Genomic DNA, 18,086 nt, shown 5'->3' on the forward strand with positions numbered 1-18,086 from the left:
GAGGTGTTACGGGTGTGAGGGCAGCAGCATCGTGAGGCCCGCGGCCGCCACCGCCCGGGCCGCCGACACCACGATCACCGTGTCCGGTCCCGGCCGCGCCGCCGGTCCACGCCGGTCCGTCGCCGGTCCGTCGCCGGTCCCGGCCGCGCCACCGGTCCGTCGCCGGTCCGTCGCCGGTCCCGGCCGCGCCACCGGTCCACGCCGGTCCGTGTCCGGTCCCGGCCGCGCCGCCGGTCCGCGCCGGTCCGTGTCCGGTCCCGGCCGCGCCGCCGGTCCGCGCCGGTCCGTCGCCGGTCCCGGCCGCGCCACCGGTCCACGCCGGTCCGCCGCCAGGCCGCCCCGGGTCCCGTCCGGCCGTGGTCTTTCTCGCACCACCGGACACCCCCGCCGAGGCGTCGTGTATAACGGCTGAAGGTATCGGTGCGCGCGGGAACCCGCGGAGCGGACCGGACGGTGACCGAGGGAGGGCAGCGGCATGAGCGGCGTCATCGCACGTGGTGCGCGGGTTGCCCGTCCCCTGCTCGGGCTCTTCCTCTTCCTGCTTGCCCAGGTCGTCCTCGTCGAGGGCGGCATGCTCTCCGCCGCCGTCGCGCTCGCCGCGACCGCCGCCGCGGGGTCCGCGCTCGCCGTCTGCGCCACCCTCGCCTCGCGCGCGGTGCCGCATGTGGCGCGCACCCGGGTGCGTACCGCGATCCGCGACCGGGAACGCCGTACCGCCTTCCTCCCGCAGCGCGATCCCGACGCCTCCGGGCGGCCCCGGCCCCGAGCACCCGGCCGTCTCGTCCCGACGGCCGCGTAGGGCACCCGTACCCCCTCGTACCACCGCCCCGCCGGCTCGTCACCTCACGCAGAACCGCACGTCACACGCGTGCGCTCACGTGTTCCTCCCTGACGAGACGCCCCGGAGGGCCTCCTCATGTTCAGCTCCCTTTTCAGCGCTTTCGCGAGCCTCACCGAACACCTCGCCGCCCTGCTCGAACCGGCCTTCCACGGTGCGTCGACGGCTGCCGCGATCGTGCTCTTCACCGCTCTCGTACGGCTGGCCGTGCACCCTCTGTCGCGGCAGGCGGCCCGGGGCCAGAAAGCGCAGGCCAGGCTGCGGCCGCAGATGACCGCGCTGCGCGAGAAACACGGCAAGGACAGCAAGGCGCTCCAGAAGGCGGTCATGGAGCTGCACGCCGCCGAGAAGGTGTCGCCGCTCTCCGGCTGCCTGCCCGGCCTGCTCCAGATGCCCGCCTTCTTCCTGCTCTACCACCTGTTCTCCAGCACCAGCATCGGCGGGAAGGCGAACGGTCTGCTCGACCACGCCCTCTTCCAGGCGCCGCTCGGCGGGAACTGGACGGCCGCGCTCGCGCATGGCGGGGTGTTCGGTGCGCGGGGGCTCGTGTACGTCGTGCTGTTCGCGGTCGTCGCGGCCGTGGCCACCTTCAACTACCGGCGGATGAAGCGGCAGATGGCGGCCACGCCCGTCGTGGCGCCGGGCGGCCAGGACGCGGTGCCGGGGATGGCGGCGATGAGCAAGTTCATGCCGCTGCTCTCCTTCGGCACGCTGATCTCCGTCGGCGTGGTGCCGCTCGCCGCCGCGCTCTACCTCGTGACCAGTACGACGTGGTCCGCCGTCGAGCGGGCCTTCCTCTACAAGGACATGGTGCCCGCGACGCCTGCCGCGCTGGCGACGGCGGCGTAGCGCGTCGGGGGCACCTGGAGCCCGACGCATAGCACCCCGGGGCCCGACGCGTAGGACCCCGGAGCTCGGCGCATAGCACCCCGGGGCCCGGTTACGGTCCAGTTTGTGAACGGGGTCTTGCGGAGTGGACGTCTTCCTTGGAGGATCGGACGATCCTCCGATGGCCGCTACCCATCGGCCGGGCCCCGCTCGACCAAGGGAGACTGACCATGAAGCTGCTGCGCGTAGGCGATGCCGGCCAAGAGCGTCCGGCGCTGCTCGACGCCGACGGGACCCTGCGGGACCTGTCCGGCCTTGTGACGGACATCGACGGCGAGCTGCTCGCCGACGAGTTCGCCCTGGACCGGATACGGGCCGCGGCCGACACCGGCGTGCTGCCCGCCCTCGCCGATGCCGGCGCCCGCATCGGGCCGCCCGTCGCACGGATCGGCAAGGTCGTGTGCATCGGGCTGAACTACCACGACCACGCCGAGGAGACGGGCGCGGCCACCCCCGCCGAGCCGGTCGTCTTCTTCAAGGCGGCGGACACGGTGGTCGGACCCGAGGACACGGTGCTCGTACCGCGCAAGTCGGTCAAGACCGACTGGGAGGTCGAGCTCGCCATCGTCATCGGGCGCACCGCGCGGTACGTGAGCGACGACGAGGACCCGCTGGCGTACGTCGCCGGGTACGCGGTGTCGCACGACGTGTCCGAGCGGGAGTTCCAGATCGAGCGCGGCGGCACGTGGGACAAGGGCAAGAACTGCGAGACGTTCAACCCGCTCGGGCCGTGGCTGGTCACCCGGGACGAGGTGCCCGACCCGCAGGCGCTCTCGCTGAAGCTCTGGGTCAACGGGGAGCTCAAGCAGGACGGCTCCACCGCGCAGCAGATCTTCTCCGTCGCGGAGGTCGTGCGGTACGTCAGCCAGTTCATGACGCTGTACCCGGGTGACGTCATCAACACGGGTACGCCCGCGGGCGTGGCCATGGGGCAGCCGGAGCCCAAGCCGTATCTGCGGGCGGGGGACGTCGTGGAGCTGGAGGTCGAGGGGCTGGGGCGGCAGCGGCAGCTGCTCAAGGACGCGTAGCGCTTCCAGCGGGGTTCGGGTGGGGGGAGCTTGGGCCTGCGGCCCTTGCCCTCTCCCACCCGCCCGCCCGTTCGGCGGGGTCGGAGGGGTCTGAGGGGTCGGAGGGTTCGGCTACCTGTAGGTGGTTGCTGTTTCGTCGGCGCCCTGCGCCGGATGGGGCGCCCCCGTGCGTGTCTCGCGGCAACCCTGCGGCAAATTTCGCATATTGCGTAAATGCGAAATAAGCCAGGTGTGGCACGTGGGGCACGTGGGGCAGGGCGGCGGAGAAGGGCGGGCGCCGCCTCGGCCGTGGTCATGGGGGCGGCCGTCGTCGTCGGGGGCCTGGCCACCCTCGGGGTCGCCGATCCGTTGCCGGACGGGCTCGGCCCCTGCAAAGGCAGCAACTGTCCGGTCGTGCCCTACCCGAACCCCAACAACGGGTCGCTCGCCGGGCGCGACAACAACATCAACATCTTCGTCGGCGGCGACTTCCTCGTGCGGCAGGCCGCCGCCGAGGCCGAGGGCAAGATCGTCGTGCTGGGCGGGTTCGACCAGCACAAGGCCGCCGGCGTCTCCCAGGTCTACAACGTGGGCGTCGCAGGCGTCGGCTCCCGCGTGCCGCCGGACAACGGCACCGACTTCCTGACCACCGGCAAGGACGTCACCGTCGGCCCCGGCCAGCGCCTCCTCGCCGAGGAGGGCTCCGTCTCCGGTGTCGTACGCCACGGCGGCACCCTCAGCGGCACGGTCCGGCCCAGGGCCGTCCACGACCCCGACGCGGCCGCCCCCTACGCCCGGCTCAGGCCGAACCTCGCCGCCGCCAGCCACTGCTACGCCTACGTCGACGGCAAGCACAGGACCGCCACCGGCACGGCCAGGAACAACGGCAACGAGACCGTGTTCACCGGTGACGGCAAGTCCGCGATCCAGGTCTTCAACGTCGACTTCGACCTCACCGGTTCGGGCGGCGGCGCCCAGGGCTTCCTGTTCACCGGGATTCCCGCCGGGGCCACCGTGCTGGTCAACCTCACCGGCGAGGCGCGCGACATCAACACGTACATGGGCATGCTCCCGGCCGCGCTCCGTGACCGGCTGCTCTGGAACTTCCCCGACGCCGAGACCGTCCGGCTGCGCGGCAGCGGGCAGTTCTCCGGCAGCGTCCTGGTCGGCAACTCCGACAGCACGACCACCGTCACCCTGCCCGGCATCAACGGGCGCTTCTTCACGGTCGGTTCGCTCGTCCACACCTCCGTGGTGGGAGGTGGGGGCGGACAGGAGTTCCACGCCTACCCCTTCAACGGGGACCTTCCCGGCTGCCGGGGCGACGAGCCGACCCCGACCCCGGAACCGCCCACCCCGGACCCCCCCACACCCGAGCCGCCCACTCCGACACCCGAGCCGCCCACGCCCGAACCCCCCACCCCCATCCCCGAGCCGCCCACCCCGAGCCCCACGGACACCGAGGGCATGACCACCGGCGGCAGCTCGGGCGGGAGTGACTCCGGCGGGAACACCGGCGGGAGCGACTCCGGCGGCTCCGGCACCGACGGCGGTGGGAGCGACGGCGGCGGCGAACTGCCCGACACCGGCGCGCCCTCCGACACGATGGTCCTGGTCGGCGGGCTCGCCGTGGTGCTCGTCGCGGCCGGCGGCATCACCTTCGTGGTGACCCGTAAGCCCAAGGGACTCGGGTAACCGGCCGGGTCTGCGCCCGCTCAGCGTGGCCGGAGAGCGGCGGCGAGTTCGCCGAGCGCCCCGGCCACCAGGGCGTGGTCCTGCGCCTGCGGCAGCCCGGACACCGTCGCCGTCCCCACGACCCCGACCCCTTCGACCGTCACCGGGTACGAACCCCCGTGCGCGGCAAAGGAGTCGGGGTCGAGGCGGGACGCCTCCTCGAACGTCGTGCCCTTGGCCCTGAACCGCGCGCCGACCAGGAAGGAGGGCGCCGCATAGCGTTCGGCCACCCGGCGCTTGCGGTCGATCCAGGCGTCGTTGTCGCCGTTGGAGCCGGGCAGCGCGCACCGGAACACCGTGCGGGCACCGTGCCGTACGTCGATGACGACCGGCGCGCCGCGCTCGACGGCGCGCTTACGCAGCAGCACGCCGAGCTCCCACGCGTCGTCGTAGGTGAACCGCCCGAGCACCAGGCGCTGTTGTTCCGCTTCGAGGGCGGCCACGTCGCCGGCCGGGGGTACGGCGACGCCCGCGCCGGCCTCACCACCCGCACCGGAGTCCGCGGCGCCCGCGACGCTCACGCCACCTGCGCCAGAGCCCGCGCCGGTCACGCCACCCGCGCCAGCACTCGCGCCCGCACTCGCACCCGAGCCCGCGCCACCCTCCGCCGTCTCCGGGCGCGCCGTCGTGTCCCGGGCCCTCACAGCGCGATCTCCACGGTCACGCCCTCGCGGGCCGAGCGGCGGGCCGCCTCCAGGACATCGAGCGCGGCCGCGGCCTCGTGCGCGGTGACCGGCGGCTCGCCGCCCTCGCGCAGGGCCTTCGCGATCGCCGCGTAGTACGCCGGGTAGTCGCCCGGCGCCGTACGCACCGGGCGGCCGCCGCCGGTCAGCGGCGAATCACCGCTGCCGATCCGGCCCCACAGCGACTCGGGCTCCTCGCCCCACGGCTCGCCGGCCGCGGGGCGCCCGCCCTCGCGCAGTGCCGCCTCCTGCGGGTCGAGGCCGTACTTCACGTAACCCGCCGACGAGCCCAACACGCGCATGCGCGGGCCGAGTTGAGCGGTGGTCGCGCTGACGTACAGATGGGAGCGCACGCCGCTCGCGTGCGTGATCGCGATGAAGGTGTCGTCGTCGGCCTGGGCGCCGGGGCGGCGTACGTCGGCCTCGGCGTAGACACGCAGCGCCGGGCCGAACAGGACGAGCGCCTGGTCGACGACGTGGCTGCCCAGGTCGTACAGGAGGCCCCCGATCTCCGCCGGGTCGCCGGACTCGCGCCAGCCGCCCTTGGGCTGCGGCCGCCACCGCTCGAAGCGCGACTCGAAGCGCTGGACCTCGCCCAACTCGCCCTCTGCGAGCAGTCGTTGGAGAGTCAGGAAGTCGTTGTCCCAGCGGCGGTTCTGGAAGACCGAGAGCAGCAGGCCGCGCTCCTCGGCGAGGGCGGCGAGCTCGCGCGCCTCGGCGGCGGTACCGGCCAGCGGCTTGTCGACGACGACCGGGAGGCCCGCCTTGAGCGCGCCGGTCGCGATCGGGACGTGTGTCTTGTTCGGCGAGGCGACCACGACCAGGTCGAGCCCAGCGTCATACAGCTCCTCGGGGGAGCCCGCGAAGCGCAGCGCGTCGCCGTGCTCGGCGCGGGCCTGCGCCTGACGCTCGGGGTTCGAGGTGACGACCGTGTCGAGGGTCAGGCCCTCGGTCGCGGCGATCAGCGGCGCGTGGAAGACGGAGCCCGCGAGGCCGTAGCCCACGAGTCCCACGCGGAGGTCGGCGGTCGGATGCGCGTGCGGGGCGGCCAGGGCGTCCACGGGATTCAGGGGGTCCTTCATGGAATCCACTTAAGCAACGCTGTTGCCAAAGTGCAAGCAAGAGGGACAATGGGTCGGTGAACAGGAGCAATACGGGTGTGAACCTGCCGGCGCTGCGCCACCACAATGCCGCGCTCGTCCTCGACCTGCTGCGGGCCGCGGGCGAGCCGGGCATCAGCAGGCTGGAGCTGGCCGAACGCACCGGGCTCACCCCGCAGGCGGTCAGCAAGATCACCGGCCGGCTGCGGGACGAGGGCACGGCCACCGAGGCGGGCCGCCGCGCCTCCACCGGGGGCAAGCCGCGCACCGTGCTCAAGCTGGTCCCCTCTGCGGCGCACGCCATCGGGCTGCACCTGGACCGTGACGAGCTGACCGCGGTCGTCGTCGACCTCGCGGGCACCCTGGTCGGCGCCAGGACCGTACCGCTCGACCTCGGGGCGGAGCCCTCCTGCGTGGTGGAGGCGGCGGCCGCCGAAGCCGAGGCGCTGAGCGGCGGACGGCGCGTGCTCGGCGTCGGGGTCGCCATGCCGGGCCCGCTCGACCACGGCAGCGGAGTGCTGCACCGCGTCACCGGGTTCGCGCACTGGAACGGCTTCCCGCTGCGGGACGCACTCGCCGAACGGCTCGGCCAGAAGGTCTTCCTCGACAAGGACACCAACGCGGCCGCCCTCGGTCTCGCCCTGCGCGACACCACCGGAGCCGGCTCCTTCGCCTACCTCCACCTGGGCAGCGGGCTCGGCGCGGGGCTCGTGCTCGGCGGCGCCCTGCACCGCGGAGCCCGTACCGGCGCGGGCGAGTTCGGCCACCAGACGATCCTGCTCGGCGGCCCGGCGTGCGGCTGCGGCGGGCGCGGCTGCATCGAGGCGCTCTGCCTGACGGCCGTCGCCCGCGGCGACATCGCGGCCGCCGCCCGCTTCCTCGGGGTGGGGGCGGCCAACCTCGTCGGGCTGCTCGACATCGACGAGATCCTGCTCGGCGGCCGCACGGTCGCCGCCGATCAGGACACGTTCGTACGGGGCGTGGGCGCGGTCGTCGACGAGCGGGCCCGGCGCGGCGGGGCCCCCGCGATCCCGGTCCGCCCGGCGGCGGGCGGCCCGCACGCCGTGGCAGAGGGCGCGGCCCAGCTCGTCCTCGTCCCCGTCTTCGGCCGAGCGAACGTGGCGTATCCCGTGGGCAGGACCACGCAGGCATAGCCGGGGCGCGGGCCGATGGGGGAGCGGGCCGCATCGGGCAGGGCCGCCGCCGTACGGTTATGAACGGATATTGGGCTGATGGGGCGGTCTTACCGGGCCCGAGGGCGTGCTGGGGCCGCGTCGGGCGGGGCGCGGGGCGGGTGCGTGGCAGGCTCGCGTGCCACGGCCGCGGCCGGCCGGAGGGTTCCGAGACACTCCGGACGGCGGCGGCCGCCGAGCCAACGCCGCGAGCAGCAAAGGTCCCGCATGCGACTGCGCACCGCCCCTGTCGCCCTGGCCGCCCTCGTCACCGTGGTGGCCGCCGCGACGGTCACGCCGCTCGCTGGGGTCGCCGCGGCCGACGACGGCGGGCTCCCGCACGGGCGTCACGATGTCGCGCCGCGCAAGCCGGTCGTCGCCATGCGGCCCGTCGCCCCGCCGCTCGCCGAGAAGCCGTCCGTGTGCGAGCTGCGGACCGGCTCGGCGTTTCCGCTGGACACGAAGGTCGAGGGCGGGCCGGAGGAGTACGTCCCCGGTGGCGGAAGCGAGGAGTGGTCGCTCGACCTCACCAACACCTCGGACCGGCCCTGCGACGGCATCCACCCGGTCCTCGTCCTGGTCGACCGGGACCGCACCCTGAACAACGCGCAGCTGCGGATGGAGTTCGACGACCCGGCCACCGGGCGCAGCCATCCCGTGCCGTTCATCAAGACCGACGAGGACGAGCACATCGGCGTCTTCGACGACGGCTTCCCGGGGTTCGTCGTCGGGGCGGGCCGGACCCTCACCGTGCGGGTGCGGCTCGGCTTCACCGCGGACACCGTGCCCGGCCCGATCACCGCGACCGCCGCGATCGTGCAGCGCCGGGGTGGCGCAGGGCAGTGGGTGGGGGAGTCGGGCGAGTACCGCTTCGACGTCGTGGACGAGGGCGATCTGCTGCACGAGCTGGACACCGAGCTCGCCGCGACGGGCGGGGGCGGCGCGCTCACCGCCCTCGGTGTCGCCGCGGCCGTCCTGCTCGCCGCGGGCGGGACGCTGCTGGCCGGGGCGCGGAGGCTGCGGGACCGCTGAGGCGGTTCCGGCCCCTGCCCGGTCCCGGCCCAGCCCTCGTCGGCGCCCTTACCGGGGCGGCGCCGGGGGGACGCCGGGTGTTCACCTGGCCGTGCGAGCATCGACCCCGTGGCTCCCCCGAACGACTCCATGAACGACTCCATGAACGGGTCCATGAACGGCTCCCCGAACGACTCCCTGCTCGGCTACCCGGAGAACCAGGCGCCCGGCGCCCCCGTCCGCTCCGGTATCCCCGAGCACGGGCGCATCCCCAAGTACTATGCCGTCAAGGCTCAACTGACGCTGCTGGTCGACGAGTTGGGAGAGGGCGGGCTGTTGCCGACCGAGCGCGACCTGGCGCTGCGGTACGAGGTGGCCCGCGAGACGGTACGCCAGGCGCTGCGCGAGCTGATCCTCGAAGGGAGGCTGCGCCGCCAGGGCCGGGGCACGGTGGTGGCGGGGCCCAAGCTGGAACAGCCGTTGTCGCTGGCCAGCTACACCGAGGGGGTGCGCCGCCAGGGCCGTACGCCGGGGCGCCATCTCATCACCCTCGAACGCTTCCCCTGCCCGCCCGCGCTCGCCGACGAGACGGGGCTGCGGCGCGGGGAGCCGGTCTGGCACATGGAGCGGGTGCTGCTCGCGGACGAGGAGCGGGTGGGGCTGGAGAGCACGTACGCGGCGGTGGCCCGCATGCCGGACCTGGACCGCGAGTTCGCCCCGGACTCCTCCTTCTACGCGTATCTGCGCAACCGGCTCGGTGTGACCCTCGGCGGTGTCGACGAACGCATCGAGACGGTGCTGGCGACTCCGCGGGAGGCGTTGCTCATCGGTACGCCGCCGGGGTTGCCGATGCTGCTCATCCACCGGGTGTCGCGGGACGCGTCGGGTGCCCCGCTGGAGCGGGTCCGCACGCTGTACCGGGGGGACCGGTTCTCCTTCACGACCCACCTGGGCGGCACGGCGCGCTGACCGCCGGCCCGGCGTCCCGTGCCCCTTGGATGCCGGGCGGCCCGGCCCCCTCGGCCGCCCTGAACCCGTTGTCGCCCGCGGGCCGCGTGTGGCCGGTCGCGCAGTTCCCCGCGCCCCTGTAGGGCACCCGATGTCCGAGACGTCGAGCCCATTGCGCGCGCAGTGGTAGGGCATCCGATGTCGAGACGTCGAGCCCATTGCCCGTGCAGCGGTAGGGCATCCGGTGCGGACCGGGCGGGATCGTCAGGTCACGGATGCATAACGGGTCTAGGCCAAGCTTGGCGGCCCGTTCACCGGGGTGTCGCCGGGCGGACCGGCAGGCGACACCCGCCCCCACGACCGTTGCCGCTGTGAGAGTCATCGTCGTTGGAGCCGGCGTGGTGGGAACCATGCACGCCTGGCACGCAGTGGAACGCGGCCACGAGGTCGTACACATCGAGCGCGAGAGCGAGGCCCGCGGAGCCTCCCTTCGCAACTTCGGCCAGATATGGGTCAGTGGCCGCGCGGGCGGCGCGGAGCTGGACACCGCGCTGCGTGCCCGCGAGCTCTGGGACGGGATCGGCAAGCGCGTCCCCGGGGTCGGCTTCCGGCCCAACGGTTCGCTCACCCCCCTCCGTACCGGTCTCGAACTCGGCGTAGCCGAAGCCGCGTTGGCCAGGCAGGACGCCGCCGCCCGCGGTTACAAGCTGCTCACCGCCGACGAGGCCCGCGCCCTCAACCCTGCTCTGCGCGGCGACTTCACCGCCGCCCTGTGGTGTGAGCGTGACGCCGCCGTTGAACCCCGTACCGCACAACTCGCCCTGAAAGCGGAGCTGTTGGCGTCCGGGCGGTACACCTTCCTGGGTGGCCGCGAAGTGCGCGAGGCCGGCGAAGGCGCCGTCCGCGACGACCACGGCGACGTGCACACCGGCGACACCGTGATCCTGTGCACGGGCGCATCGCTCGGCGGGCTCGTGCGCGAGCTCGCCCCCGGCCTGCCCGTGCGCCGCGTACGCCTCCAGATGATGCAGACCGCGCCGCTCGGCGAGCCGCTGACCACCTCCGTCGCCGACCCCGACAGCTTCCGCTACTACCCGGCGTACGCCGGTGAGGCGCTCGACGCGCTCAACGCGGGGCAGGCCCAGGACCCGACCGCGGCCGCGCACAAGATGCAGCTCCTCATGGTGCAGCGCGCGGACGGCGGCCTGACCATCGGCGACACTCACGAGTACGAGCACCCCTTCGCCTTCGACGTGGTCGAGGAGCCGTACGACCACCTGGTCCGGGTCGTCGAGTCCTACCTCGGCCGGCCGCTGCCCGCGATCCAGCGCCGCTGGGCCGGGGTCTACGCCCAGTGCACCGACACCACCCGCGTCGTCCACCGTCAGCAGGTGCGGGACGGCGTCTGGCTGGTGACCGGGCCGGGCGGACGCGGCATGACGTGCTCGCCCGCCATCGCCGAGCAGACCGCCAACGAGCTGAACTGGTAAGGGAGTTGACCATCATGAAGTTGACCGCCGCAGAGTCGGCCACCGCGAAGTCGACTGCCGCGAAGTCGTCCGCCGCAGTGTCGGCCACCGCGAAGCCGTCCACCCCGGAGCCGTCCACCCCGACGCCCACCGCGCACCCGTACAACCTGATCGTGCTCGACATGGCGGGTACCACCGTCGCCGACGGCGGCCTCGTCGAGCGGGCCTTCGCGCGCGCCGCCGACCGCCTCGGAGTGGAGGAGGGCTCCGCCGAGCACGCCACCATGCTCGACTACGTCCGCGCCACCATGGGCGAGTCCAAGATCTCCGTCTTCCGGCACCTCTTCGGCGACGAGACCAAGGCACAGACCGCCAACACCGCCTTCGAGGAGGCGTACGGGACGCTCGTCGACGGCGGGCTCATCGCGCCCGTACCGGGTGCCCGCGAGGCCGTCGAGCGGCTCACCGCCGAAGGCCGCACCGTGGTGCTGTCCACCGGCTTCGCCCGGGTCACCCAGGACGCGATCCTCGCCGCGCTCGGCTGGCAGGACCTCGTCCCGCTCACCCTGTGCCCGGCCGACGCGGGCGGCCGTGGCCGCCCCTACCCCGACATGGTGCTCAGCGCGTTCCTGCGTACCGGCGCCGTCGATTCGGTGCGCTCCATCGCCGTCGCGGGCGACACCTCGTACGACATGCTCAGCGGCGTACGCTCCGGGGCCGGCGTCGTCGCGGGTGTGCTGACCGGCGCCCACGGGCACGAGGACCTCGCGGCTGCGGGCGCGACCCACGTTCTCGGCTCCATCGCCGAACTGCCCGACCTCATAGCGGAGTTGGAGGCAGCCGAGTGAGCGGCGGCCCCGCGCGGGACGCGTCCCGCGGCGGCATCCGCTTCGACGGCGTCACCGTCGCCTACCACGGCACCGTCGTCCTCGACTCGCTCGACCTGACCGTCGAACCCGGCGAGGTCATGGCGCTGCTCGGCCCCTCGGGGTCGGGCAAGACCACCGCGCTGCGGGCCGTCGCCGGGTTCGTCCAGCCGGCCGCCGGGCGGGTGTTCATCGGCGACCGCGACGTGACCCCCCTGCCGCCGCACCGGCGCGGCATCGGCATGGTCGTCCAGCAGTACGCGCTCTTCCCGCACCTGCGGGTCGAGGACAACGTGGCGTTCGGGCTGCGGGCGCAGAAGGTTCCCCGCGGCGAGATGCCCGCCCGGGTCGCCGAAGCCCTCGCCATGACCGGCATGGACGGCTACGCCAAGCGGTATCCGCGCGAGCTCTCCGGCGGCCAGCAGCAGCGCGTCGCCATCGCCCGCGCGCTCGCCATCCGCCCCGGCGTCCTCCTCCTCGACGAACCGCTCTCCGCACTCGACGCCCAGCTGCGCTCCGGCATGCTCGCCGAACTGGCGCGCTTGCACCGCGAGTTGCCCGACGTGACCATCCTGTACGTCACGCACGACCAGATCGAAGCGCTCACCCTCGCCGACCGTATCGCCGTCATGGACCGGGCCCGCCTCCAGGACTGCGGAACCCCGCAGGACCTGTACCGCAGGCCCCGTACGGAGTTCACGGCGTCGTTCGTCGGCAACGCGAACCTCCTTCCGGTCCGGGTGGGCGCGGGGTCCGTCCTGTTCGGCCAGACCGAACTGTCCGTCGCCACCGGCCGGGCAGCCCAGGGGGCGATGGCCACCCTGTGTGTCCGCCCGCACCTCGTCGGGCTCGGCGCGGGACCCAACGCGCTGCGCGGCAGGATCGCCGAAGTGCAGTGGCGCGGTGCCACCCACCGGTTGTACGTGGATGTCGGCGGCCACCAGGTGAAGGCGGACGTACGGGAGCTGCGCACCACCCCGGCGCTCGGAGACGAGGTCACCGTGCACTTCGCCCGCGAGGACGCGGTGCTGCTCGGCGCGGGGGTGTCGGGTGGCTAGGGGCGCGGTGCTGCGAAGTGATCCGGCGCCGGGGTCCGCGCCCACCCGTGCGGCCCGGCCGGCCGACCGGCCGCGGCAGCCGCGGCGGCAGGGCGCCCGGAGCCGTCAAGTACCCGCCCTGGTATGGGCATTGGGCCCAGTCCTCGTCCTCGGCGCCGTCTTCCTCTACCCCCTCGCCCTCGTCGTACAGCAGTCCTTCTCGCCGGACTCGGGGGGAACCTCCCTCCAGCCCTACGCCGACGTCTTCGGGTCGGCCGCGTTCCGGGACGCGCTCGGCACCACCGTCTGGCTCGCGGTCGGGGCGACCGTCGGATGCCTCGTGCTCGGATTCGTCCTCGCCCTGGTCATCGCCTTCGTACCGTTCCCCGGCGGTAAGGCCGTCGCGAAGTTCATCGACGTCTTCCTCTCCTTCCCGTCCTTCCTGATCACGCTCGCCCTGCTGTTCGTCTACGGCACGGTCGGCATGGCCAACGGGGTGTGGACGGACGTCACCGGCGCACACAGCGGACCGTTCCAGTTCCTGACCACACCGTGGGGCGTGCTGCTCGCGGAGATCACGTACTTCACACCGTTCGTGATGCGGCCCCTGCTCGCCGCGTTCTCCCAACTGGACACCGCACAGCTGGAGGTGGCGTCCTCGCTCGGGGCGCGGCCGGCCAGGATCGTACGGCAGGTGATCCTGCCCGAGGCGCTGCCCGCGCTCGCGGCCGGCGGCGCGCTGGTCCTGGTGATGTGCCTCAACGAGTTCGGGATCGTGCTGTTCACCGGCGCGAAAGGCGTCACCACGCTGCCGATGCTCGTCTACAGCAAGGCGATCCTGGAGTCGGACTATCCGGCCGCCTGTGTCGTCGCCGTCGTCAACATCGTGATTTCCGTGGGCCTCTACGGCCTCTACCGGGTGGTGAGCCGTCGTGTTGGTGCATAGCCGGGGCGGCCGCCGGGCCACCTGGACCGTCTTCTTCGTCCTGTTCCTGCCGGTGTTCGCGCTGCCGCTGCTCGTCATCGTGGCGGCGTCGTTCGCGACGAACTGGTCGGGCGCCTTCCCTTCCGGGTTCACCGCCTCCCACTACACGGCGGCGACCACCGGTGACTCCCTCCAGGCGCTCACCACCAGCCTGGTCACCGCGCTCGCGGCGAGCGTCATCGCGCTGACGGTCGGCGCGTGGGCCGCGCTCGCGGCGGCCGCCCTGAAGAAGGGCGGACGGCGGGTGATGGACGCCCTGTTCGTGCTGCCGGTCGCCGTGCCGTCGGTGGTCGTCGGGCTCGGTGTGCTCGTCGCGTTCTCCAAGCCGCCGGTGCTGCTCAACGGGACGCGCTGGATCGTGATCCTGGCGCACACCGTTCTTGTCATGGCGTTCGCCTACCAGTCGGTTGCGGCTGCCATCGTGCGGCTCGACCCGATGTACGAGCAGGCCGCCGCCAGCCTGGGCGCCCGCCCGGCCACGGTCCTGTGGCGGGTGAAACTGCCCCTGCTGCTGCCGTCCCTGACCGCGGCCGCAGGGCTCTGCTTCGCCCTGTCCATGGGCGAGTTGAGCGCCACGATGATGCTCTACCCGCCGGACTGGACGCCGCTGCCGGTGCAGATCTTCGCGGCGACCGACCGCGGCTCGCTCTTCACGGGCGCCGCCGTCGCCGTGGTCCTCATGGGCACGACGCTGCTCGTCCTGCTCGCCGTCTCCCGCATCCGCACCCGCGCCTCCTTCCGCTGACTTCTGCCGACCCGAGTCTCCTTCCGCTGACCCGCGCCGCTTCTGCGCCGGCGCGCGGCCCTCTTCCGCCGTCCCGCGCCGCCCTTCCCCTCCGCCGTCCCGCGCCCCCTTTCGTCGCCCTTTCATCGCCCCTCACCGCCCCACAATCCAGGAGCCCCGAACGTCATGCACAGAAACACCCGCACCCACGTCCCCACCGTCGCCCGCGCCACGGTCAAGCCGATCGCCGCCGTCACCGGCGCCCTCGTACTCGCCGCCACGCTCTCCGCCTGCGGCGGCGACTCCTCGGCCGACTCCGGCGCGAAGACCGTCACCGTGTACAGCGCCGACGGACTCAAGGGCGAGAAGGGCGACGGCTGGTACGACCAGGTCTTCAAGGACTTCGAGGCGAAGACCGGCGTCAAGGTCAAGTACGTCGAGGGCGGCTCCGGCGAGATGGTGCAGCGCGCCGTCCGCGAGAAGTCCAACACCCAGGCCGACGTGCTCGTCACGTTGCCGCCGTTCATCCAGCAGGCCGAGGACAAGGGGCTGCTCCAGAAGTACGTGCCTGCCAACGCCGACAAGGTCGACGGCGGAGCCAAGTCGCCGGACGGCACCTGGACCTCGGTCGTCAACAACTACTTCGGGTTCATCTACAACAAGAAGGAGCTCAAGCAGGTCCCCAAGAACTGGGAGGACCTCCTGGGCGCCAAGTACAAGAACAAGATCCAGTACTCCACGCCGGGCGTCGCGGGCGACGGCACCGCGCTCGTCATCAAGGCCATGCACGACTTCGGCGGCAAGGAGGCCGCGATGGAGTACCTGCGCAAGCTCCAGGCCAACAACGTCGGCCCGTCCGCCTCCACCGGCAAGCTCGCGCCCAAGGTCGACAAGGGCGAGCTGCTCGCCGCCAACGGCGATGTGCAGATGAACCACGCGCAGGCCAAGACCATGCCCAACCTCGGCATCTGGTTCCCCGGCACCACGAGCGGCACCAAGCCGTCGTCCTTCGCGCTGCCGTACGCGGCCGGCCTGGTCAGCAAGGCCCCGCACAGCGCCAACGGCAAGAAGCTCCTCGACTACATGCTGAGCGAGCAGGCGCAGAAGCAGGTCAGCGAGATCGGCGGCGGCTTCGCGGCGCGCGCCGACATCAAGGCCACCGACCCCAACGCGGTCGCGCTCGGCACACTGATGCAGGAAGTCGACGTCTTCCAGCCCGACTGGATGGACATCTCGAAGAACCTGCCGAAGTACGTCGACGCGTGGAAGACGGCCACCGGTAGCTGACCGCCCCGCCGTGACGAAGGCCCCGCTCACCGCCCATGGTGGGCCGGGCCTCCGTCACGGCCCGGCGCCGGGTCACGCGAGTGTGGTCAGAACGACGGTGCGGGGCGGCGGCCCGGTCCGCGCGGGGACGGCGGGGGTGGTGCCCGCGCGGAACTCCTGGGGGCTGATGCCACGGACACGCTTGAACGCCGCGGAGAGGGCGAAGGCGGAGCTGTAGCCGACCCGCCGGGCCACCGTCGCGATGGTGGCGTCCGACTCCCGCAGCAGGTCGACCCCTCTCCCCTCTCCCCTCATCCCTCGTCGCCGTGGTGCCGGCCGCCTCAGGTGTTCCAGACTCCGGCTGCAGCCGCCTCGCGGACGAAGACCGCGAAGTCCTTGGGTTCGCGTCCCAGTGCCTCCTGCACACCATGCACCAGGTGGGCGTTGCGTCCGTCGAGAATCGTGGTGAACAGGTCGGCGAACTCCTCGGGGAGGCCGTGCCCGCGCAGCAGCGTCCGGTACTCCTCGGAGCCGACCGACGTGTACCTGATCTCGCGCCCGATGGCCCGGGAGAGCTCGGCCGCCACGTCGCCGTAACTGAGCAGTCGTGGGCCGGACAGCTCGTAGGTCCTTCCGATGTGCCTGTCGTCGGTCAGCGCCGCCACCACGACGTCGGCGATGTCGTCGGCATCGACGAAAGCCTCCACGGCGTCCCCCGTCGGCAGGACGATCTCTCCGGCGAGGACGGAGTCGTGGAAGAAGCTCTCGGAGAAGTTCTGGTTGAACCAACTGGACCGCACGATGGTCCAGTCGGCGCCGGATGCCTTGAGGCGGTCCTCGCTCGCCTCGGTGGCCTCTTCGCCGCGTCCTGACAGCAGTACGAGGCGGCCCGCACCGTGCGCCACGGCCACCTCGGCGAATGCGCCGATCCGCTCGGCCGCCCCCGGGAAGGCGAGGTCGGGGTGGTAGGTCACGTACACCCGGTCCACACCCTCCAGGGCCTGCACCCACGTGGCGGGCTCGTTCCAGTCGAAGAGGGGCTCACCCCTGCGGGACCCGATCCGGACCCGGAGGCCCCGGGCGGACAGTCTTCGGGCGACCCGACGGCCGGTCTTGCCGTGGCCGCCGATGACGAGCGGGATCTGTGTTTTCGAAGTCATGGGCGCAGTCAAGTCCAGCCCCCGCCAGACCGGCCATGGCCAGGGCTCTCAGCTCCATACGCGTGCGTCCGTACGCCCCTGTCCGGCAGTCCTCCTGGATGCCGGGATTCCCTTCGGCCCGGGGTCGCGGGAGGTGCGGGCGTACCCACCGGCAGTCCTCGCTCCGTGGCCGCGGAATGTGCGGACGTCCCCACCGGCAGCTGAACCGTGAGCGGCCGGGTCGTGAGGGGCGGGAGCTGACTAGGCTAAGGGCGTCGGCAACGCACAGTGCGGTGCGCCGGCGTCCCCAGCTGATCGCTCATCAGCGCGAGAAGACCGCGCAGAACGCAGGAGTCCGCACCCATGGCAGAGCGCAAGCCGATCGAATCCTGGCTCACCGACATGGACGGTGTCCTCATCCACGAGGGCACCCCCATCCCCGGTGCGGACGCCTTCCTCAAGACGCTCAAGGAGTCGGGCCGTCCCTTCCTCGTCCTGACCAACAACTCCATCTACACCCCCCGCGACCTGCACGCCCGCCTGATGCGGATGGGGCTCGACGTGCCCGTCGAGAACATCTGGACCTCCGCGCTCGCCACCGCGAAGTTCCTCGACGACCAGCGGCCCGGCGGCACCGCGTACGTCATCGGCGAGGCGGGACTCACCACCGCGCTGCACGACATCGGGTACGTCCTGACGGACCACGAGCCGGACTACGTGGTGCTCGGCGAGACCCGCACCTACAGCTTCGAGGCGCTCACCAAGGCGATCCGGCTGATCAACGGCGGCGCCCGGTTCATCTGCACCAACCCGGACGAGACCGGGCCGAGCCAGGAGGGCCCGCTGCCCGCCACCGGCGCGGTGGCCGCGCTGATCACCAAGGCGACCGGCAAGAAGCCCTACTTCGCGGGCAAGCCCAACCCGCTCATGATGCGTACCGGCCTCAACGCGATCGGCGCGCACTCCGAGACGAGCGCCATGATCGGCGACCGGATGGACACCGACGTCCTCGCGGGACTTGAGGCGGGCATGCAGACCTTCCTGGTCCTGACCGGTCTGACCCGGCCCGACGACGTGGAGTCGTACCCCTTCCGGCCCTCGAAGATCGTCGACTCGATCGCCGATCTGGTGAAGCTGATCTGACCTTCACCGGTCCCCGTGGGCGGGCGTGTCGTGCGCCCGTCCGGCGGAACGCTCCGGCCTCCCGGGATGCGGAACC

General features: G+C 72.6%; 17 protein-coding genes and 1 pseudogene. 14 read left to right on the forward strand and 4 right to left on the reverse strand.

Annotated elements, in window-relative coordinates; translation table 11 throughout:
- Window positions 1-475 precede the first annotated feature (475 nt).
- The 4 genes from AB0D31_RS01570 to AB0D31_RS01585 all read left to right on the forward strand — a co-directional run bounded on the left by AB0D31_RS01570 (window position 476) and on the right by AB0D31_RS01585 (window position 4,428).
- Window positions 476-799 (forward strand): DUF6412 domain-containing protein, encoded by a 324-nt coding sequence (locus AB0D31_RS01570; protein ID WP_362715442.1) that lies wholly within the window; start codon window positions 476-478, stop codon window positions 797-799.
- Window positions 800-916: 117 nt separating this feature from the next.
- Entirely contained in the window at window positions 917-1,687 is a 771-nt protein-coding gene (locus AB0D31_RS01575) for a YidC/Oxa1 family membrane protein insertase (protein WP_362715445.1), read from the forward strand.
- A 209-nt stretch (window positions 1,688-1,896) separates the two neighbouring features.
- A complete protein-coding gene (locus AB0D31_RS01580; RefSeq protein ID WP_362715448.1) occupies window positions 1,897-2,754 on the forward strand; it encodes a fumarylacetoacetate hydrolase family protein in 858 nt (285 codons plus the stop codon).
- Window positions 2,755-3,147: 393 nt separating this feature from the next.
- The gene (locus AB0D31_RS01585) at window positions 3,148-4,428 is read left to right on the forward strand and encodes a choice-of-anchor A family protein (protein ID WP_362715451.1); all 1,281 of its coding nucleotides are present in this window, start codon (window positions 3,148-3,150) and stop codon (window positions 4,426-4,428) included.
- Between the two features lie 20 nt (window positions 4,429-4,448).
- Here AB0D31_RS01585 and AB0D31_RS01590 read toward each other — a convergent pair whose 3' ends face one another.
- Entirely contained in the window at window positions 4,449-4,910 is a 462-nt protein-coding gene (locus AB0D31_RS01590; protein WP_362715808.1) for a heme-degrading domain-containing protein, read from the reverse strand.
- Window positions 4,911-5,107: 197 nt separating this feature from the next.
- Window positions 5,108-6,232: a Gfo/Idh/MocA family oxidoreductase gene (locus tag AB0D31_RS01595; RefSeq protein WP_362715453.1), complete on the reverse strand. Its 1,125-nt coding sequence runs from the start codon at window positions 6,230-6,232 to the stop codon at window positions 5,108-5,110.
- Window positions 6,233-6,288: 56 nt separating this feature from the next.
- Here AB0D31_RS01595 and AB0D31_RS01600 point away from each other — a divergent pair, with 56 nt between their 5' ends.
- The 9 genes from AB0D31_RS01600 to AB0D31_RS01640 all read left to right on the forward strand — a co-directional run bounded on the left by AB0D31_RS01600 (window position 6,289) and on the right by AB0D31_RS01640 (window position 15,749).
- On the forward strand, window positions 6,289-7,404 hold the full coding sequence (locus AB0D31_RS01600; protein WP_362715456.1) for an ROK family transcriptional regulator: 1,116 nt from the start codon (window positions 6,289-6,291) through the stop codon (window positions 7,402-7,404).
- A gap of 246 nt (window positions 7,405-7,650) precedes the next feature.
- Complete coding sequence (locus AB0D31_RS01605; protein ID WP_362715458.1) at window positions 7,651-8,454, forward strand: hypothetical protein; 804 nt, start codon at window positions 7,651-7,653, stop codon at window positions 8,452-8,454.
- 153 nt (window positions 8,455-8,607) lie between these two features.
- Entirely contained in the window at window positions 8,608-9,402 is a 795-nt protein-coding gene (locus AB0D31_RS01610) for a GntR family transcriptional regulator (RefSeq protein ID WP_362715810.1), read from the forward strand.
- Between the two features lie 350 nt (window positions 9,403-9,752).
- Complete coding sequence (locus AB0D31_RS01615) at window positions 9,753-10,871, forward strand: TIGR03364 family FAD-dependent oxidoreductase (protein WP_362715461.1); 1,119 nt, start codon at window positions 9,753-9,755, stop codon at window positions 10,869-10,871.
- Window positions 10,872-10,885: 14 nt separating this feature from the next.
- Window positions 10,886-11,698, forward strand: coding sequence for an HAD family hydrolase (locus AB0D31_RS01620; protein ID WP_362715462.1), 813 nt, complete (start codon window positions 10,886-10,888; stop codon window positions 11,696-11,698).
- Window positions 11,695-12,774: an ABC transporter ATP-binding protein gene (locus tag AB0D31_RS01625; RefSeq protein ID WP_362715465.1), complete on the forward strand. Its 1,080-nt coding sequence runs from the start codon at window positions 11,695-11,697 to the stop codon at window positions 12,772-12,774. Before AB0D31_RS01620 ends, AB0D31_RS01625 begins: the two co-directional genes overlap by 4 nt.
- Entirely contained in the window at window positions 12,767-13,699 is a 933-nt protein-coding gene (locus AB0D31_RS01630; RefSeq protein WP_362715466.1) for a 2-aminoethylphosphonate ABC transporter permease subunit, read from the forward strand. The genes AB0D31_RS01625 and AB0D31_RS01630 overlap by 8 nt, the downstream gene beginning before the upstream one ends.
- The gene (locus AB0D31_RS01635; protein ID WP_362715469.1) at window positions 13,686-14,483 is read left to right on the forward strand and encodes an ABC transporter permease subunit; all 798 of its coding nucleotides are present in this window, start codon (window positions 13,686-13,688) and stop codon (window positions 14,481-14,483) included. The genes AB0D31_RS01630 and AB0D31_RS01635 overlap by 14 nt, the downstream gene beginning before the upstream one ends.
- A gap of 165 nt (window positions 14,484-14,648) precedes the next feature.
- Entirely contained in the window at window positions 14,649-15,749 is a 1,101-nt protein-coding gene (locus tag AB0D31_RS01640) for a 2-aminoethylphosphonate ABC transporter substrate-binding protein (protein WP_362715471.1), read from the forward strand.
- Between the two features lie 72 nt (window positions 15,750-15,821).
- On the opposite strand, the pseudogene AB0D31_RS01645 reads toward AB0D31_RS01640, so the two are convergent.
- Both AB0D31_RS01645 and AB0D31_RS01650 read right to left on the reverse strand, forming a co-directional pair.
- Window positions 15,822-16,019, reverse strand: a pseudogene (locus AB0D31_RS01645) (helix-turn-helix domain-containing protein); the annotation flags it as partial.
- 50 nt (window positions 16,020-16,069) lie between these two features.
- Window positions 16,070-16,888 (reverse strand): NAD(P)H-binding protein, encoded by an 819-nt coding sequence (locus AB0D31_RS01650; RefSeq protein ID WP_362715474.1) that lies wholly within the window; start codon window positions 16,886-16,888, stop codon window positions 16,070-16,072.
- 342 nt (window positions 16,889-17,230) lie between these two features.
- Here AB0D31_RS01650 and AB0D31_RS01655 point away from each other — a divergent pair, with 342 nt between their 5' ends.
- Complete coding sequence (locus AB0D31_RS01655; protein ID WP_362715476.1) at window positions 17,231-18,010, forward strand: HAD-IIA family hydrolase; 780 nt, start codon at window positions 17,231-17,233, stop codon at window positions 18,008-18,010.
- The last annotated feature ends 76 nt before the right edge of the window (window positions 18,011-18,086 follow it).

It is taken from the genome of Streptomyces sp. NPDC048361 (genome assembly GCF_040651795.1).
Classification (GTDB): Bacteria; Actinomycetota; Actinomycetes; order Streptomycetales; family Streptomycetaceae; genus Streptomyces.